Here is a 17,465-nt window from a genome sequence, read left to right as displayed (position 1 = left end):
TCGCAAGCTGTCTTGTGCTTGTCGCACCTGAACAGTCGCCTCTGCTTTTCTTCTTCCTTAGAAAGGAGGTGATCCAGCCGCACCTTCCGATACGGCTACCTTGTTACGACTTCACCCCAATCATCTGCCCCACCTTCGGCGGCTGGCTCCCGTAAGGGTTACCTCACCGACTTCGGGTGTTGCAAACTCTCGTGGTGTGACGGGCGGTGTGTACAAGGCCCGGGAACGTATTCACCGCGGCATGCTGATCCGCGATTACTAGCGATTCCGGCTTCATGCAGGCGAGTTGCAGCCTGCAATCCGAACTGAGAATGGTTTTTTGGGATTGGCTCCACCTCGCGGTTTCGCGACCCTTTGTACCATCCATTGTAGCACGTGTGTAGCCCAGGTCATAAGGGGCATGATGATTTGACGTCATCCCCACCTTCCTCCGGTTTGTCACCGGCAGTCACCTTAGAGTGCCCAACTGAATGCTGGCAACTAAGGTCAAGGGTTGCGCTCGTTGCGGGACTTAACCCAACATCTCACGACACGAGCTGACGACAACCATGCACCACCTGTCACTCCGTCCCCCGAAGGGGAACCCTCTATCTCTAGAGGTAGCGAAGGATGTCAAGACCTGGTAAGGTTCTTCGCGTTGCTTCGAATTAAACCACATGCTCCACCGCTTGTGCGGGCCCCCGTCAATTCCTTTGAGTTTCAGCCTTGCGGCCGTACTCCCCAGGCGGAGTGCTTAATGCGTTAGCTGCAGCACTAAAGGGTGGAAGCCCTCTAACACTTAGCACTCATCGTTTACGGCGTGGACTACCAGGGTATCTAATCCTGTTCGCTCCCCACGCTTTCGCGCCTCAGCGTCAGTTACAGACCAGAGAGCCGCCTTCGCCACTGGTGTTCCTCCACATCTCTACGCATTTCACCGCTACACGTGGAATTCCGCTCTCCTCTTCTGCACTCAAGTCTCCCAGTTTCCAATGACCCTCCACGGTTGAGCCGTGGGCTTTCACATCAGACTTAAGAGACCGCCTGCGCGCGCTTTACGCCCAATAATTCCGGACAACGCTTGCCACCTACGTATTACCGCGGCTGCTGGCACGTAGTTAGCCGTGGCTTTCTGGTCAGGTACCGTCAAGGTACCGCCCTGTTCGAACGGTACTTGTTCTTCCCTGACAACAGAGCTTTACGATCCGAAGACCTTCTTCGCTCACGCGGCGTTGCTCCGTCAGACTTTCGTCCATTGCGGAAGATTCCCTACTGCTGCCTCCCGTAGGAGTCTGGGCCGTGTCTCAGTCCCAGTGTGGCCGATCACCCTCTCAGGTCGGCTACGCATCGTCGCCTTGGTGAGCCGTTACCTCACCAACTAGCTAATGCGCCGCGGGCCCATCTGCAAGCGGCAGCTTGCGCCGCCTTTCAACCTTCCTTCATGCGAAGGAAGATATTATCCGGTATTAGCCCCGGTTTCCCGGAGTTATCCCCGTCTTGCAGGCAGGTTGCCCACGTGTTACTCACCCGTCCGCCGCTAACTTTCAAAAAGCAAGCTTCTTGAAAGTCCGCTCGACTTGCATGTATTAGGCACGCCGCCAGCGTTCGTCCTGAGCCAGGATCAAACTCTCCAAAAAGAAATTTGACTTGGCTTGTTTCTATCGAAACATTGGTTTACGCTTCGTTTTGTTCAGTTTTCAAAGATCAATTTCCTGTCAACTTTTAAATAATATCACAAATCTAAGTTTATGTCTACTGTTTTTTCTTTTTTTCAAGAACTAACAGCGACGATATATATATTATCACCATTAAATATAGCTGTCAATACTAATACTACATTTTTTTAAAAAGTGTAAAGAAAATTATTCGGTGGCTAGTTGTATAATCAAATGCAACAAGCATAAAAAATGAAAAACCATAGATAAACCACGTATGATTAAGTCGACTAAAACAATATCGATACGGAGGATTTATCTATGGCAATTACTAATTCTACCATAGGAGCTCGGCATTTCAAACACTTAACGGCTTATGACCGTGGGAAAATTGCGGCCTTACACGCTGCTGGTAAGACTCAACAGGAGATTGCAGATTATGTTGGTTGTCACAAAAGCACCATCTCCCGTGAGTTAAGAAGAGGTACAGTGCCACAAAGAAAAAGCAACGGGAAAATTGTTCATGTCTATTTTCCAGACACAGGTCAACTTCTCTATGAGAGAAACAGGAAAGCCTGTGGCCGCAAGCTAAAACTAGACGATGCCATCGAGTTTATTAAGTATGCCGAAACTCAGATCCTTGATAAGAAATGGTCTCCTGATGCGGTATGTGGGAGAGCCAAACGTGATGGGAAATTCAAAGACAAAATGGTTTGCACCAAGACCCTTTATAACTATATTGATCTAGGACTTATAGGCGTTAAAAACATTGACCTACCTATGAAAATTACCCTGAACACCAAGAAAAAACGTAACCGGAAGAATAAGAAGATCTTAGGACGCAGTATCGATGAGCGACCAATTGAAGTCAATGAACGCCAAGAGTTTGGTCACTGGGAAATTGATACGGTTATAGGCAAGAAGACTAAAGATCAGGCCTTATTGACTCTTACTGAGCGCAAAACCCGTAAAGAAATAATTTTGAGAGTGACAGCCAAGGATAGTCTATCCGTTTCAGAAGTCATATCTCAGTTGAAAGTGTCTTATGGTAATCGGTTCTCTAAAGTGTTTAAAACCATTACGGCTGATAACGGTTCTGAATTTGCTGACCTCGGCCTTAGTGTTGAAAAAGATCTAACAGAGGTTTATTTTACACACCCTTACACATCCTGTGAACGAGGAACCAACGAGCGTCATAATGGCCTTATTAGGCGCTTCATACCAAAGGGGAGACCCATTTCCTCTGTGGCAGACGAAACCATTACCTATGTTGAAAATTGGTGTAACCATCTTCCAAGGAAGATCCTCAATTATCGTACACCTGAGGAGTGTTTCCAAATAGAGTTAGCTGGCTTAGCTTCTTAACCTTAAGCCAGCTAACCCAAAGGGTTGGTTTTTAGCAACTTGACAAAGAGCCTCTGCGGGCATGGCTACCAGCCATGAAGCCAGGTATACGGTACTGGCTGGGCCAACCAGGCTACCATGCCCACCACTCCACGTCAAGTCGCGCAGAGTGTCCCGATTCTACTTAATCATGGGTTATCTGGTCTTTCAATACTTGTTGCATTTAATATTGCAATTTAAGGAAAATTATTCGGTCCAATATGGTAATATCATCATTTTACTTAAGTTACAGCTCTTAATAACAAAAACAAAGAGAATGAAATCTAGTTTCACAAGTCCATTCGATCATATCCAGTAGATTTTTCAAAAGCATGCCTTCACTTTGAACAAGAAGCCGTGTAACAAAAAGATAATCGTAAAAAACAATTGGGATAAGCAAAATGAAAAAGCAAATCGGCGCCACCCGCATAGCAGGTGGTTTATTGTTTCGCACGCTATCGCGAGCTCAACTTACTAAAGTCATAACAAAACAGAGTCGCCCTTGTTGGACGTCTCTGTCTGGTTCAACATACCTTTCAAAAACATTTAAAGAAATTCCAAATAAATGATGATTTCCATTACGAAAAGAAAATATCTCAAATTCCAACATACCCGCCCGTGCAAACAGCTCAGCTGAAAAGCAGGTATCGATTCAATCATCGTACAAACATTACGAAAGAATCCATAACTGAATGGCGGCAAGGGCGCAAACTCCCGGAATTCCCAAAAGACCGGCTATAAAAGAAGTTGCTAGGTTAATAGGGACATGCAAACTATACTGGTTGCCGAACAAATTCAGAAGAAATAAGAATAGAGCACCGATGGCCCCCTTTATAACAATGTTGCCTAAAAATTTTAACGGTTTGACATTTGCTTTAAAAGCAATCCACAACAAAAGCAAGATCGCCAATATCCCCAATGAATAAGCAAATTCCAAAAAAGCCCCTCCAATCTCATAAGTTTGTCCACTTAGGAGATCTTATGAACCAGGCTATCTTTTTATGATAATTTTTCTTTTTTTAGCTTCTCGATAGAGAAAAAAATATTTGGCTTCAGCGATTTTCTTTCGCGTGATCAAATCGAGGCTTTGCTCCATGCTTAGTTTTAAAAAATTGCTTTGCTGCAGCCATTCTTGCCGCGCCGCTTCCATCTGTTCAATAAGTTTGTTGTCAAATTCCGCTTTTAATTTATGTTTCTTCCGAATCAGCACTTACCTTCACCGCCTATATCTCTCTTCTTCCTTCCAGGGCTTTCGACAACGTTACTTCATCCGCATACTCCAAGTCTCCTCCAACCGGAAGTCCGTGAGCAATTCTCGTTACTTTGATACCGGTCGGTTTTAGAAGACGAGAAATATACATTGCCGTTGCTTCTCCTTCGATATTGGGGTTGGTGGCAAGAATCACTTCTTGAACCGTTTCATCTTGCAGCCTTTTTAGCAAACTAGGAATATTGATATCTTCCGGTCCGATGCCATCCATAGGAGAAATAGCCCCGTGAAGTACATGATACAATCCGTTATATTCTTTCATTTTCTCCATGGCAATCACGTCTTTTGGATCTTGGACAACGCTGATTACGCTTCGGTCTCTTCTTTCATCCTGACAAATATAACACGGATCCTGATCCGTGATGTGCCCACAGATGGAACAATATCCAAGATTTCGTTTAGCGTCGACAAGCGCTTTGGCAAAATCCAATACTTCATTTTCCTTCATGTCGAGAACAAAAAATGCCAGTCGGGCGGCAGTTTTCGGCCCGATTCCTGGCAGTTTCATAAAACTATCGATGAGTTTTGTAATCGGTTCTGGATAATGCATAATTTCCTCCTAGAACAACCCTGGGATGTTTAACCCTTTTGTAAATTGCCCCATTGTTTCATTCGTCAATTCATCTACTTTCTTGAGTGCGTCATTTGTAGCAGCAAGCACTAAATCTTGCAGCATTTCAACATCTTCCGGATCCACTACTTCTTCTTTTATGATTACGTCCAGCACTTCTTTATGGCCAGAAACAACCACTTTTACCATGCCGCCGCCTGCCGTACCTTCTACTCTTTTTTCACCGAGTTCTTCTTGTGCTTGCTGCATCTTCTTTTGCATTTTTTGCATTTGCTTCATCATATTCTGCATATTGCCCATTCCACGCATCATTTTTATCATCCTCCATTTTTATCTGCTCCATGACCTGCTTTAGAAAGGTAATTATTCAATGAGCAGGAGCATTCCTATCACTAAAAATAAGCTGACCAAAATACATATTTCTTAAAAAGACTAAGCCAGGATGTGATATACCATGAATATTAATCTTTAATCTCTAGCAAGTCTTCTCCCACAAGCTTCACTGCTTCGGCAATTAGAGGATCTTCCTCATTACGGCTGCCGTCATCGGCGATGTTCTCCTTTTGTTGTCTGATAAAATTTTCGCGAATGATATGCCATTTTTCTTCCGGAATACCCACCGGCACATAGCGAACTCCCGTCAATTCCCCAAACACCGAAGAAATCGCTTCTACAAATTTTGCATTTTCCATCGCCATTTTACAATGAATGTCATATTTAAATTTTAATACAAACGAATCCGGCGAAGCAGCTACTGGTTCCGCATCGTTCAGTAATGCCGCCTGTGACCGCATTTGGCGTTGATTGAGAATTTCGAGCATTTCTCCCCACCGGCTTTTCAATAATTGCAAATCCTGTTTGGTCGCCTCTTTTAAAATATGCTCGATCTTCTTCACTGGCACTTTATAGTCATGGTGCGACCGTATTGGATTCTTTGGCGGTGTTTTCACAGGGGAAGTTTCTTCCGGGGAAAGTCCTCTGCTTCTCAATTCATGCAACTCTTGCTCTAGTGTTTCGATCCTGCTAAGCAGTTTCGACAAGTCCGGCTGAACTTGCGATGTGACTGGTTTCGTTTCCGCTTGAGACATTTTCACGAAAGCTACTTCCAAATATATTCTAGCATGATTCGTGAATTTCATTTCTTGTTGAGTTTGATTTAAAATCTCTATGCAATCATAGATGAAATCAGTCGGAAACTCTCGAGCCAAAGAAATAAATTCTTCATCAGCAGGGTGCTCTAAAGTATCTTCGAGCTGAGGGGCTGTTTTATATAAAAGGAGATCTCGAAAATAATGAATGAAATCTTCCGTAAATCTTGAAGGGTCTTTCCCTTTCATGAATAGACTTTCCAACCCTTCCATTGCTGATGCAATATCTTTTTCCAAAATAGCCCGCCCAAGATGATTCAATGTGCTATGTCCAACGGATCCGGTGACTACAAGGGCATCCTCTTCCGTCAACTTTTCATTGCTGAAGGAAATCGCCTGATCCAATAAACTTAAAGCATCCCTCATTCCACCTTCCGCTGCCCGAGCTATGATCCGCAGAGCATTTTCTTCGTACGAAACGCCAGACTCATCTGCGATCAGCTTCATTCTTTCCACAATCGCTTGGGTTGTAATACGCTTAAAATCAAATCTCTGACATCTTGAAATAATGGTCAGCGGAATTTTATGAGGCTCCGTTGTAGCTAAAATAAAAATAACATGTTTCGGCGGTTCTTCCAACGTTTTCAGCAAAGCATTGAAAGCGCCAATCGACAACATGTGAACTTCATCAATAATGTATACTTTAAAAGGAACCGCACTCGGCGCATATTTGACTTTATCTCGAATATCCCTAATATCATCCACTCCCGTATTGGAAGCGGCGTCAATTTCTATTACGTCCGGTATCGATCCATCCGTAATTCCTTTGCATGCGCTGCATTGATTACAAGGCTCCATAGTTGGTGCATGCTCACAATTGACGGCTTTTGCCAAAATTTTAGCCGCGCTCGTTTTCCCCGTTCCTCGCGGGCCCGTGAACAAATAAGCATGAGAAATTTTTTGTTGAAGGAGGGCATTTTGCAATGTCTTCGTCACATGTTCTTGGCCTACGACATCAGCAAAAGTTTGCGGACGCCAGACACGGTATAAAGCTTGATAACTCATGATTCCCCCTCCGTAAAGTTATGATTCCATTATCTGATCAGGCAGAAGAATCTCTCTTATCGATTGAAATGAAATTTCCAGCAAAAGAGTTCTATCATCTCCACTGATGATTAATGAACCTATCAGACATTTAGAGACAGTCAACACCGCCAAACGATCATTTTTGCTTCGGATCCTTAATGCAGGAGTCTTACTGGCCCCAAATAAAAAAACATAAATTTTCTGCCTGAGTATGTCTGATTGAGCCAACGAATCGCCACTACAATATACGATTTCCAAATAATAAAAGCTTCACTTTATTATAACCTATAGAAAAAACTTTTTACACCAATACAAAGAGACGATTAGGTAATCAAAAGCGAAAAAGCCCATCCCATGAAAGGATGGACTTTTTTTATTATGTATGAAACTGCCGTGCACCTTCCTTTGACCGACTCCCACAAGCGTTACTTAAGCAGTTAGCTCGGTTCAGGCACCCCTGCGGCACATGAGATGGTCCACTTAATGCTGCTTCCTTCCGGACCTGACATGGTTCGTGGATTCTCATTGCGCAGGACCCAAACGTCAACACCACTTTCTTAAGGCAGACCCTGCAGAATATCGACCGGGGGAAGGGATTCAGTCCCGCTAGAGCGGATTGCGGGTACAGGGCACCGCTACCTCCCCACCTAGCACGGCATAGTTGATACCATATTAAGCACCTTATTGGTGCATATATTAGTATACTAGGTCGACTATAAAAAAGCAACCGATGTTAAGATTTTCATCCTATCATTGATATTTTATATTTATCCCTTATTTTTCTTTTTTTCTTCTCTTAATTTTCGAAAAAAATCCGTCAATATTGCCCCGCACTCTTGTTCAAGCACTCCGGCGGTCACGTCGCATTGATGATTAAAGCGATCTTCCGTCAATAGATTCATCAGCGTGCCTGCGCAGCCTCCTTTTGGATCTTTAGCTCCGTATACCACACGTTCTATCCGTGACAATACAATCGCCCCGCTGCACATGGCACATGGTTCCAACGTAACATACAATGTCGCTCCCTCCAACCTCCAAGAGCCAACGTTTCTGCAAGCTTCTTGAATCGCTAACACCTCTGCATGGGCAACAGCATTTTGGGACGTTTCCCTTTTGTTATGAGCTTTGGCTATGACTTGATTGTTCATAACAATGACTGCGCCTATCGGAACCTCGCCGATTTCTTCCGCCTTTTTTGCTTCTTCGATCGCTATTTTCATAAAAAAAAGATCTTGTTCTTTCATGTGGAACAACTCCTCATATTCGTTTTCAAGGGACAATCATTTCGATCATAAACACTTTTCACCTTAAACAGGGAAAAATCACATCCTCATAAAATACGAAAGGCAAAACCCAATAAGCGGCGCGGGGAAGAATCTTCTTTTCGCACAGAAAAATGAACATATGTACAGTCAATCATATTTTATATTGCACAGGAAAAGCGGATCCGAATGAATAGTCAAAACTTTCGAATATCTTGCTCGTCTCTGTCATAAACATTTACTAATGAATACATCTAGAGGGGGAATCGGATTGCAAATTCATGTGGTTAGACAAAATGAGACATTAACTAGCATTGCCCGAGAGTATAACATAAACGCAAATGCTATTGAAACGGCCAATCAATTGCCGAATCCCGATCATCTGGTAATCGGGCAAGCGATTGTCATTCCTACTTCTGGGAGCTTTTATACTGTTCGTAGGGGGGACAGCCTTTGGTCCATTTCCCGCAGATATGGCTTATCTCCTGAAGAACTTGCTCGCGTAAACGGAATTTCAGTAAACACAGTGCTAAGAGAAGGATTGCGCCTGTTTATCCCCCCATCGCGGAAACGAAATGCAGAATTTAACGCCTATGTTGAGCCTTTTGGAACCTCTGTATCGCCAGAACTCGAATCCAGCGCAAGAGAAGCCGCTCCTTATTTGACTTTTTTGTCTCCTTTTAGTTTTCGAGCAAAAAGGGATGGAACTTTGGACACGCCTCCCCTGGGCAATTTGGCGGCCATTGCTTCACAATACCGCAATATTCTCGTGATGGTCATTACGAATCAAGAACAGGGCCAATTCAGTGCCGAGTTGGGTCAGATTTTGTTGAACGATCAACAAATTCAAAACCGCTTTCTCCAAAATATTATCTCCCTTGCCAACAGATACCACTTTCGAGACATCCACTTTGATTTTGAATACCTTCGCCCCGAAGATCGGGAAGCCTATAATCAATTTTTAAGAAAAGCAAAAGACCTCTTTTCTCGCCAAGGATGGTTCATTTCCACTGCTCTTGCTCCAAAAACAAGTGCAGACCAAAAAGGGAGATGGTACGAAGGACACGACTATAAAGCCCACGGAGCCATCGTTGATTTTGTCGTCATTATGACATATGAATGGGGATACAGCGGCGGCCCTCCAATGGCCGTATCACCTATTGAACCTGTACGTCAAGTTCTTCAATATGCTGTTTCAGAAATTCCTTCGCAAAAAATTTTAATGGGGCAGAATTTGTACGGTTATGATTGGACTTTGCCGTTTGTGCCGGGAAGAGATACGGCAAAAGCCATTAGCCCGCAGCAGGCTATTCTTTTGGCAGTGAAATACAACGCCGCCATTCAATATGACCAACAAGCTCAAGCCCCGTATATCGACTACATCGATGAACAAAATCGAAGGCATAAAGTATGGTTTGAAGACGCTCGTTCCATTCAAGCAAAATTTGATTTAGTGAAAGAACTCAATTTAAGAGGCATGAGCTATTGGAAACTAGGTCTTTCTTTCCCTCAAAATTGGCTGCTTCTAGCTGACAATTTCAATCCCGTCAAAAAATAAAAGCGTCATTGAAAGTTTGGCTGCCTGCATTCTTCGGTACAGATCAGCTGTGCCTCCAATAAAAGTCTAAACGGATGAAAGATTCTGTTTCAAGAGCAGGGCAAAAAGACATCGAGTAGGAGGGAGCGATTAACTCCCGTCCTCTCACACCACCGTACGTACGGTTCCGTATACGGCGGTTCAATTAAGATAATTGATGCAAGTCTTTATAACTTCCGTGAATAGCTGTTCTCTTTATGCCAGTGGTCACTCCACCCTCCAAGAGGTCTCCCACGGGATTCACCGCTTCCTCCCTCAAGTGAGGTACTACGTTTTCTGTGTTCATCATGACTCACTGAATACCAAGGGCTATTCTCTCTTAATTGTTCGGTCCTTCTTAGTTGTTCTAGACCAACTAATACTATGACCTCTGCTGACTTCTGACGGTTCAGCTACTTATCACTAAGTAGGTTATGAAGAGTACTTCACATATCCGCCAGACCTCCCCGGGTAAGTACATGCACTTTCACACCATCTATCCGCCTCATTTACTCGATATGACCTTCGACAGAAAGAGCTTTGTTTTGTTATGCAAACTCACTCCATCATACCTAGCCTTATATGAGGTTCGTGTTCCTCGGACCGGTGTTTTGCCTCCAGCTTCCTTCAGATTCCGCGTCACCACGGACACCCTTGCTCTTGGCTAACTTCTACTTCTGTCTTCGGGGTTCGGGACTTACACCCTATAGTTCATGTACATGCCGGGCGCACATAAAAAAATTCGCTACATAGTTGTAACGAATTTTGTACAATATCTCCAATATTATGCGCTTGTGAGTGATGGCGGAGGAGGAGGGATTCGAACCCCCGCGCGGTGTAACCCGCCTGTCGGTTTTCAAGACCGATCCCTTCAGCCAGACTTGGGTACTCCTCCATACGGACAAAAAATAATTTATCACAATCAATGAATAGTGTCAATAACCAAAAATATAAGAAGAAGGCAGAAGTTTTTTTCCTTCTGCCTATAAAGTTCCGATGACCCGTTGAAAGCATCTTTTCAATCAGGTCCCTTTCCTTTATTTTTCCGGGCGGATCGCTTCTTTTCCTCCCATATAAGGACGGAGTACTTCCGGAATGATCACACTTCCGTCCGCTTGCTGATAATTTTCTAAAATGGCTGCTACGGTACGTCCAATAGCCAAGCCAGATCCATTTAACGTATGGACATGTTCCGGCTTTGCATTTTTTTCTCTGCGGAAGCGAATATTCGCTCTTCTCGCTTGGAAGGCCTCAAAATTGCTGCAAGAAGAAATTTCGCGGAACGTATTGTAGCTTGGAAGCCATACTTCAATATCATATTTTTTAGCCGCTGTAAATCCTAAATCCGCCGTACACATGCTCATGACTCGATACGGAAGTCCTAAAAGCTGCAAAACTTTTTCTGCATGCCCTGTCAATTTTTCCAATTCTGCATAAGAATCTTCAGGTTTGACGATGCGGACAAGTTCGACTTTATTAAATTGGTGCTGACGGATTAATCCCCTCGTATCTCTTCCCGCCGAACCCGCTTCAGACCGGAAGCATGCACTGTATGCAGCAAATGCAATGGGCAGCTGGTCGCCATCCAAAATTTCATCCCGGAAGTAATTGGTGACAGGCACTTCAGCTGTAGGAATGAGGAAATAATCCTCTTTTTCAATTAAAAAGGCATCTTCTTCAAATTTCGGCAATTGTCCAGTACCTGTCATACTGGCGCGATTGACCATATAAGGAGGGAGAATCTCTTCGTATCCGTGCTCTTCCACATGAAGATCGAGCATAAAACTGATTAACGCTCGTTCCAGTCTGGCGCCTAACCCTCTATAAAACACAAACCGGCTTCCTGTCACTTTAGCCGCTCTTTCAAAATCTAAAATACCTAATTGATCAGCAAGATCCCAATGCGGTTTCGGTTCAAAATCAAAGGTTTTGATATCTCCCCACCTGCGGATTTCCACGTTGTCATCCTCAGAATCGCCAACCGGTACGCTTTCATGTGGAATATTCGGAATGGATAACAACAACTGCTGAAGTTCTTCTTCTACAGTTTTCAATTGATGGTCCAACTCTTTAATTTCGTCCCCGACTTCTCGCATCTCTTGAATCAAATGGTCAGCATTTTGCTTTTCTCGCTTCATTTGAGCAATTTGTTGGGACACATTATTTCTTTTGCTTTTCAATTGTTCGCTTTTCGTAAGAAGCTCTCTCCGCTTTTGATCTAGCGTTTCAAACTTTTCAAAATCAGATAAATCTTCTCCACGGTGCTGCAGACGTTCTTTTACTTCTTCAAAATGATTGCGTAAATACTTGATGTCTAACATTATCGCCACTTCCTTTCCAACGTTTTTATATCCATGAATTCGAACAATCAACTAGACGTTGAAGCTTCCAGGCTCAACCGGTTTCTCTGAATCCACAAAAAAACTCTCATCCCTGTATAAGGGACGAGAGTAACCCGCGTTGCCACCCTAATTGAAAGTTGCACACTTTCCACTTCATCTGGATAACGGCGAGAACCGGAAATGCCTACTCATTTTTTCAGCATTCCACTCCAGGATGGATTCACAAGCATCCCGGTTCGATTTCCACCGACCATCGACTCTCTATGCCAGGGATGTCCTGCTACTATTTCCTGTCATTGCTTTGATCTTCTTTAATTTTCAAGACCAATTTACTATAATTTTCGTTCTCTCGCAAGTTGTTTATACGCGAGCTTGTTTGGCTTCTTTTACCATGTTCAAAAAATACTTCGTAAACCGATAATCATCCGTTAATTCCGGGTGGAAAGAACATCCTAATAGATTGCCTTCCCGTGCCGCTACAATCCGATCTTCATGTTTTGCGAGCACTTCGACATTAGGGCCGACTTTCACAATATGCGGAGCACGAATAAATACTGCCGGGAAAGACTCGCCAACGTCTTTAATATCAAGTTCAGCTTCGAAGCTTTCCCGCTGTCTACCAAATGAATTTCGTTCCACCGTCACATCCATGAGTCCTAAGTGCGGTTGTTGATAACCGACAATTTCTTTCGCCAGTAAAATAAGGCCGGCACATGTTCCAAAAATCGGTTTTCCGCTATTGGCCAATTCTTTAATAGGTTCTAAAAATCCATAGCGGTCGATCAGCCGTCTCATTGTAGTGCTTTCTCCCCCGGGAAGAATCAGCCCGTCCAAATCTTTCAACTGATCGACTTTTTTAATTTCAAACGCTTCTTCGCCGCATGCTTCTACAGATCGAATATGTTCACGAACAGCACCTTGAAGTCCTAGTACTCCAATTTTCATGTTGTTTAACCCCTTACCAACCGCGCTCTTGCATCCGGTTTTCCGGAGAAAGCGTGGAGATTTCCATTCCTTTCATCGGAATTCCTAAATTCTTCGATAATTCTGCAATTAATTCATAATCTTGGTAGTGAGTCGTTGCTTCTACAATCGCTTTTGCAAATCTTTCCGGATTTTCAGATTTAAAGATACCAGAACCGACAAATACTCCGTCCGCTCCCAATTCCATCATAAGCGCTGCATCAGCAGGTGTAGCAACCCCACCAGCCGCAAAGTTGACAACTGGAAGACGACCTTCTTTTTTAATTTGAAGCAATACTTCATAAGGAGCTCCTAATTTCTTAGCTTCCGTCATGAGCTCGTCTTCGCTCATATGAACTACTTTTCGAACTTGCGCGTTGACTTTGCGCATATGGCGAACTGCCTCCACAATATTTCCGGTACCAGGTTCTCCTTTTGTCCTTAACATAGACGCTCCTTCCCCAATACGACGGGCAGCTTCTCCAAGATCACGGCATCCGCATACAAATGGAACCGTAAATTCTTTTTTATTAATATGAAATTCCTCATCTGCCGGTGTCAATACTTCACTTTCATCGATATAGTCTACACCCATCGCTTCCAGCACACGAGCTTCCACAATATGACCAATTCTTGCTTTTGCCATGACTGGAATGCTAACAGCATTCATAACTTCTTCCACAACGCGCGGATCTGCCATTCTTGCTACTCCACCGGCTGCTCGGATATCAGCAGGGACTCTTTCCAATGCCATAACAGCCACTGCTCCTGCTGCTTCAGCAATTTTGGCCTGTTCAGCATTGACAACGTCCATAATGACTCCGCCTTTTTGCATTTCGGCCATTCCTCTTTTAACCCGATCTGTACCTGTACTCACTTGTAATTCCCCCTTCAGACAAGGACGTCTATATGATTATTTGTTAAAAATTTTGAAATATCCGGGTTTTCTGATATGATTGGAGGATCATATGATTCCCTTGAATTTAAATAAACAACAAAAAAAACCTCCTGTCAATACAAGGAGGTCAAAAACTATCAAAACCAGCTTTTAACTGTGGAAAACATTCCATCGAAAAGATCCCCAATACTTCGTAGTGAAAGGATGAACCAGTTCGCTTTATCCACCGCTTTTGCCGTTACAACCGGGATGCTAGCCTTTTTTTCTTCCTCTTTTGACAAGTATCCCAACGGATTGTTGGTTTCAGAATGGAAGGTTAAATAGCCGACTGTTTCACCTTTTTGAACAGGTGCTTTCAAAGCGCCGTTTTTATCAATCTTTGACCTATCCGGCGTGAAAGAAGCGGTATATTTTTTAGGTTCACCTTTTTTTACGAGGTCATAAAAAGGCTTGTTTGTATAAATGGTCACTTCTTTGTCTTTTCCTTTTTCAACCTTTATCGTTTCGTATCCTTTTAATTGTAATTTAGCCGGATAAATTTTTTGTCGAGAGAACTCATTAAACCCATAATCCAACAGTTTTTTCGTTTCGGTAAATCTGGCATTATAAGAACCTTTTCCACTTGGATCCTTTGCATTCATCACAACAGAAATAAGACGTACATTTCCTCGCTTGGCCGTACCTGCAAAACAATATCCAGCAAAATCGGTTGTCCCTGTTTTTAAACCATCCATTCCTTTGTAAGCAAAAACTAATCCCGGCAACATCCAGTTCCAATTTTCCATATTGATTTCATCGGCTGTTCCAGGGCGAAATTTCTTTTTGGGAATGCTGGCTGTTTTTAACACTTCCGGATAATCTTTTATAAGTCGATAAGCTAATTTTGCAGTAGATCTTGCTGTCATCAAATTTTCATCGTTTGGCCCTGAATTTTTCGGATACATTCCTTTTAAATCTTTGTTGCTTAAACCGGTTGCATTCACAAATTTGCACTGCAAGCCAAGTTCTTTCGCTTTTTGGTTCATTAATTTCACAAAGTTTTCTTCGGAGCCAGCAATGGTTTCGGCGATAGCTATTGAAGCGGCATCGGCAGAATAAATTGCCATGGCTTCATATAATTCTCGTATTTTATACTTTTCTCCTAATCGCAGTGGGACATTTGAAAAATTTCTTTCCTGGGAAATTTTATAAACACGATCACTTACTCGATATTCCGTATCCCAGCTGACCTTTTTTTCTTTAATCGCTTCCAAAAGCAAGTATTCTGTCATCATTTTAGTCATACTTGCAATTCCCAACATTTTATCAGCATTTTTTTCGTATAAAATTTTCCCGGTATCTCCATCTATTAAAATCGCAGCTGCAGCGTTAATATTTGGAGTTTCTTCCGCTTGAGCTTGAACGGGAGATTGAAGTAAAACGGTCAATAGCAACAAGCTGACTAAACAGGCGATACTTTTGTAAACCTTCTTCTTTCTCACTCAATAGCCCTCCATCTTTATATGTACACCTTCGATATTTTATCATACTCTCAAGACAAAAAGTAGACAGAGGATTGGACTACTTTTTATTTTCGAAACGATCACAATGGGCCCATAGGCATGACTATATCCGTAGAATCTTTTTTCCTTTCAGCTTATTTGAAATGTATTAAGTAATCTGGTTCATTTCGTTTACGGCAAGAATGAAAACTGATTTTATGATTTTTAAAACTTGAATTCTATTAGATTACTAAAGGACTCCCTTTCATTGTGACCTACTTTTAGACCAGAAAAAATAAACGGCGGCAGGGCTATTTCCCTACCGCCTCGAGATTTGTCATGTTGACATCAAAAACAGATTTCAATCATTAAGACAAAGAATAATTTGGGGCTTCTTTCGTAATTTGGACATCATGCGGATGGCTTTCTCTTAATCCAGCACCTGTCATCCGGATAAATTGAGCATTTTCTCTCAATTCTTCCAAATTTTTGGTGCCACAGTATCCCATGCCCGAACGGATTCCGCCAACCAGCTGATAAATCGTGTCAGCAAGCGGTCCTTTATAAGGAACACGACCTTCAATCCCTTCCGGAACTAATTTTTTGGCATCTTCTTGGAAATAACGGTCTTTTGAACCACTTTCCATCGCACCGATCGAACCCATTCCTCGATACACTTTAAAACGTCGTCCTTGATAAATTTCCGTTTCTCCAGGGCTTTCGGAAGTTCCAGCCAGCAAGCTTCCTAGCATAACAGCATGCCCTCCGGCAGCCAACGCCTTGACAATGTCTCCGGAATATTTGATTCCACCGTCCGCAATAATCGCTTTTCCGTATTTTCTTGCTTCCGTTGCACAATCATATATCGCTGTTATTTGCGGCACGCCTACTCCAGCCACAACGCGCGTCGTACAAATCGAACCAGGTCCGATCCCAACTTTCACAATGTCTGCCCCTGCTTCAATTAAAGCTCTTGTCGCTTCTGCAGTTGCAACGTTACCGGCAATAATATTGAGTGTCGGATAAGCGGCCCGTATTTCTTTCACGGTATTAATAACTCCTTGCGAATGGCCATGCGCGGTATCAATGACAATGACATCGACATTCGCCTTTACCAACATCTCCACACGTTTCATCGTGTCTTTCGTAACACCTACAGCAGCACCCGCTAAAAGCCGTCCTTTCTTATCTTTCGCAGAGTTCGGAAACTCAATCACCTTTTCAATATCTTTAATCGTAATTAATCCTTTTAATACACCGTTCTCATCAATCAATGGCAGTTTTTCAATTTTATGCTTCTGAAGGATTTTTTCAGCTTCTTCTAATGTCGTCCCAACCGGAGCCGTTACTAAATTCTCTTTTGTCATCACTTCAGAAATCTTGATGGAATAATCTTGTACAAACCGTAAATCCCGGTTCGTAATAATGCCGACTAATTTTTGTTCTTGTTCATTGTTTACAATCGGGACCCCGGAAATTCTATACTTGCCCATCAAATGTTCAGCATCATACACTTGATGTTCAGGCGTTAAAAAGAAAGGATCCGTAATGACGCCGCTCTCTGACCGTTTCACCTTATCAACTTGCTCCGCCTGCTGTTCAATGCTCATATTTTTATGAATAATCCCCAATCCGCCTTGACGAGCCATGGCAATCGCCATTTCCGCTTCCGTTACGGTATCCATACCAGCGCTGATAATAGGAATATTTAACTTCAATGTTTCTGTTAAAGAAACACTTAAATCCACGTCTCTTGGCAATACATCCGACTTTGCAGGCATCAACAGAACATCGTCAAAAGTTAGTCCTTCTTTTACAAATTTGGTTTCCCACATTTTTTCTCGCCCTCCTAGTCCAAAATATTATTAGTAGGTTATCAATTGGATAAAATACTGTCAAGATATCCACAAT

The 17,465-nt window shown here is 43.0% G+C and carries 13 protein-coding genes, 1 tRNA gene, 1 rRNA gene, 1 other RNA gene and 1 other annotated feature; of the genes, 2 read left to right on the top strand and 14 right to left on the bottom strand.

Features of this window, described 5'->3' with window-relative positions; translation table 11 throughout:
* Positions 1-61: 61 nt before the first annotated feature.
* Positions 62-1,616, bottom strand: a 16S ribosomal RNA gene (locus N1I86_RS08880).
* A 339-nt stretch (positions 1,617-1,955) separates the two neighbouring features.
* Between N1I86_RS08880 and N1I86_RS08875 the strand changes: the two genes are divergently transcribed.
* Positions 1,956-2,999 (top strand): IS30 family transposase, encoded by a 1,044-nt coding sequence (locus tag N1I86_RS08875; RefSeq protein WP_048622401.1) that lies wholly within the window; start codon positions 1,956-1,958, stop codon positions 2,997-2,999.
* 688 nt (positions 3,000-3,687) lie between these two features.
* Here the strand turns inward: N1I86_RS08875 and N1I86_RS08870 are convergent.
* The 7 genes from N1I86_RS08870 to tadA form a co-directional block, all read right to left on the bottom strand.
* Positions 3,688-3,954 (bottom strand): pro-sigmaK processing inhibitor BofA family protein, encoded by a 267-nt coding sequence (locus N1I86_RS08870; RefSeq protein ID WP_003352257.1) that lies wholly within the window; start codon positions 3,952-3,954, stop codon positions 3,688-3,690.
* A 54-nt stretch (positions 3,955-4,008) separates the two neighbouring features.
* Positions 4,009-4,227 (bottom strand): YaaL family protein, encoded by a 219-nt coding sequence (locus tag N1I86_RS08865; protein WP_003352258.1) that lies wholly within the window; start codon positions 4,225-4,227, stop codon positions 4,009-4,011.
* 13 nt (positions 4,228-4,240) lie between these two features.
* On the bottom strand, positions 4,241-4,837 hold the full coding sequence (gene recR / locus N1I86_RS08860; protein ID WP_003352259.1) for a recombination mediator RecR: 597 nt from the start codon (positions 4,835-4,837) through the stop codon (positions 4,241-4,243).
* Positions 4,838-4,846: 9 nt separating this feature from the next.
* On the bottom strand, positions 4,847-5,170 hold the full coding sequence (locus tag N1I86_RS08855; RefSeq protein WP_003352260.1) for a YbaB/EbfC family nucleoid-associated protein: 324 nt from the start codon (positions 5,168-5,170) through the stop codon (positions 4,847-4,849).
* Between the two features lie 149 nt (positions 5,171-5,319).
* Positions 5,320-7,011, bottom strand: a complete 1,692-nt coding sequence (dnaX, locus tag N1I86_RS08850) for a DNA polymerase III subunit gamma/tau (protein WP_003352261.1) — start codon at positions 7,009-7,011, stop codon at positions 5,320-5,322.
* A gap of 412 nt (positions 7,012-7,423) precedes the next feature.
* Positions 7,424-7,688: signal recognition particle sRNA large type (gene ffs / locus N1I86_RS08845), an RNA gene on the bottom strand.
* A 111-nt stretch (positions 7,689-7,799) separates the two neighbouring features.
* A complete protein-coding gene (tadA, locus tag N1I86_RS08840) occupies positions 7,800-8,276 on the bottom strand; it encodes a tRNA adenosine(34) deaminase TadA (RefSeq protein ID WP_003352262.1) in 477 nt (158 codons plus the stop codon).
* Between the two features lie 289 nt (positions 8,277-8,565).
* Between tadA and N1I86_RS08835 the strand changes: the two genes are divergently transcribed.
* Positions 8,566-9,852, top strand: coding sequence for a LysM peptidoglycan-binding domain-containing protein (locus tag N1I86_RS08835; protein ID WP_003352263.1), 1,287 nt, complete (start codon positions 8,566-8,568; stop codon positions 9,850-9,852).
* Between the two features lie 820 nt (positions 9,853-10,672).
* Here the strand turns inward: N1I86_RS08835 and N1I86_RS08830 are convergent.
* The 6 genes from N1I86_RS08830 to guaB all read right to left on the bottom strand — a co-directional run bounded on the left by N1I86_RS08830 (position 10,673) and on the right by guaB (position 17,389).
* A tRNA-Ser gene (locus tag N1I86_RS08830) sits at positions 10,673-10,765 on the bottom strand.
* A gap of 142 nt (positions 10,766-10,907) precedes the next feature.
* On the bottom strand, positions 10,908-12,191 hold the full coding sequence (gene serS, locus N1I86_RS08825) for a serine--tRNA ligase (RefSeq protein ID WP_003352267.1): 1,284 nt from the start codon (positions 12,189-12,191) through the stop codon (positions 10,908-10,910).
* A gap of 116 nt (positions 12,192-12,307) precedes the next feature.
* Positions 12,308-12,518, bottom strand: a binding site (T-box leader).
* 54 nt (positions 12,519-12,572) lie between these two features.
* Positions 12,573-13,157, bottom strand: a complete 585-nt coding sequence (gene pdxT, locus N1I86_RS08820) for a pyridoxal 5'-phosphate synthase glutaminase subunit PdxT (RefSeq protein WP_003352268.1) — start codon at positions 13,155-13,157, stop codon at positions 12,573-12,575.
* Positions 13,158-13,170: 13 nt separating this feature from the next.
* On the bottom strand, positions 13,171-14,052 hold the full coding sequence (gene pdxS, locus N1I86_RS08815) for a pyridoxal 5'-phosphate synthase lyase subunit PdxS (RefSeq protein WP_003352269.1): 882 nt from the start codon (positions 14,050-14,052) through the stop codon (positions 13,171-13,173).
* Positions 14,053-14,210: 158 nt separating this feature from the next.
* Positions 14,211-15,554, bottom strand: coding sequence for a D-alanyl-D-alanine carboxypeptidase family protein (locus tag N1I86_RS08810; RefSeq protein ID WP_003352270.1), 1,344 nt, complete (start codon positions 15,552-15,554; stop codon positions 14,211-14,213).
* Between the two features lie 368 nt (positions 15,555-15,922).
* The gene (guaB, locus tag N1I86_RS08805) at positions 15,923-17,389 is read right to left on the bottom strand and encodes an IMP dehydrogenase (RefSeq protein ID WP_003352272.1); all 1,467 of its coding nucleotides are present in this window, start codon (positions 17,387-17,389) and stop codon (positions 15,923-15,925) included.
* Positions 17,390-17,465 lie beyond the last annotated feature (76 nt).

It is taken from the genome of Bacillus sp. FSL W8-0116 (assembly GCF_038003825.1).
GTDB lineage: Bacteria > Bacillota > Bacilli > Bacillales > DSM-4216 > Bacillus_O > Bacillus_O smithii.
This window is presented reverse-complemented; position numbering and strand designations above follow the sequence as displayed.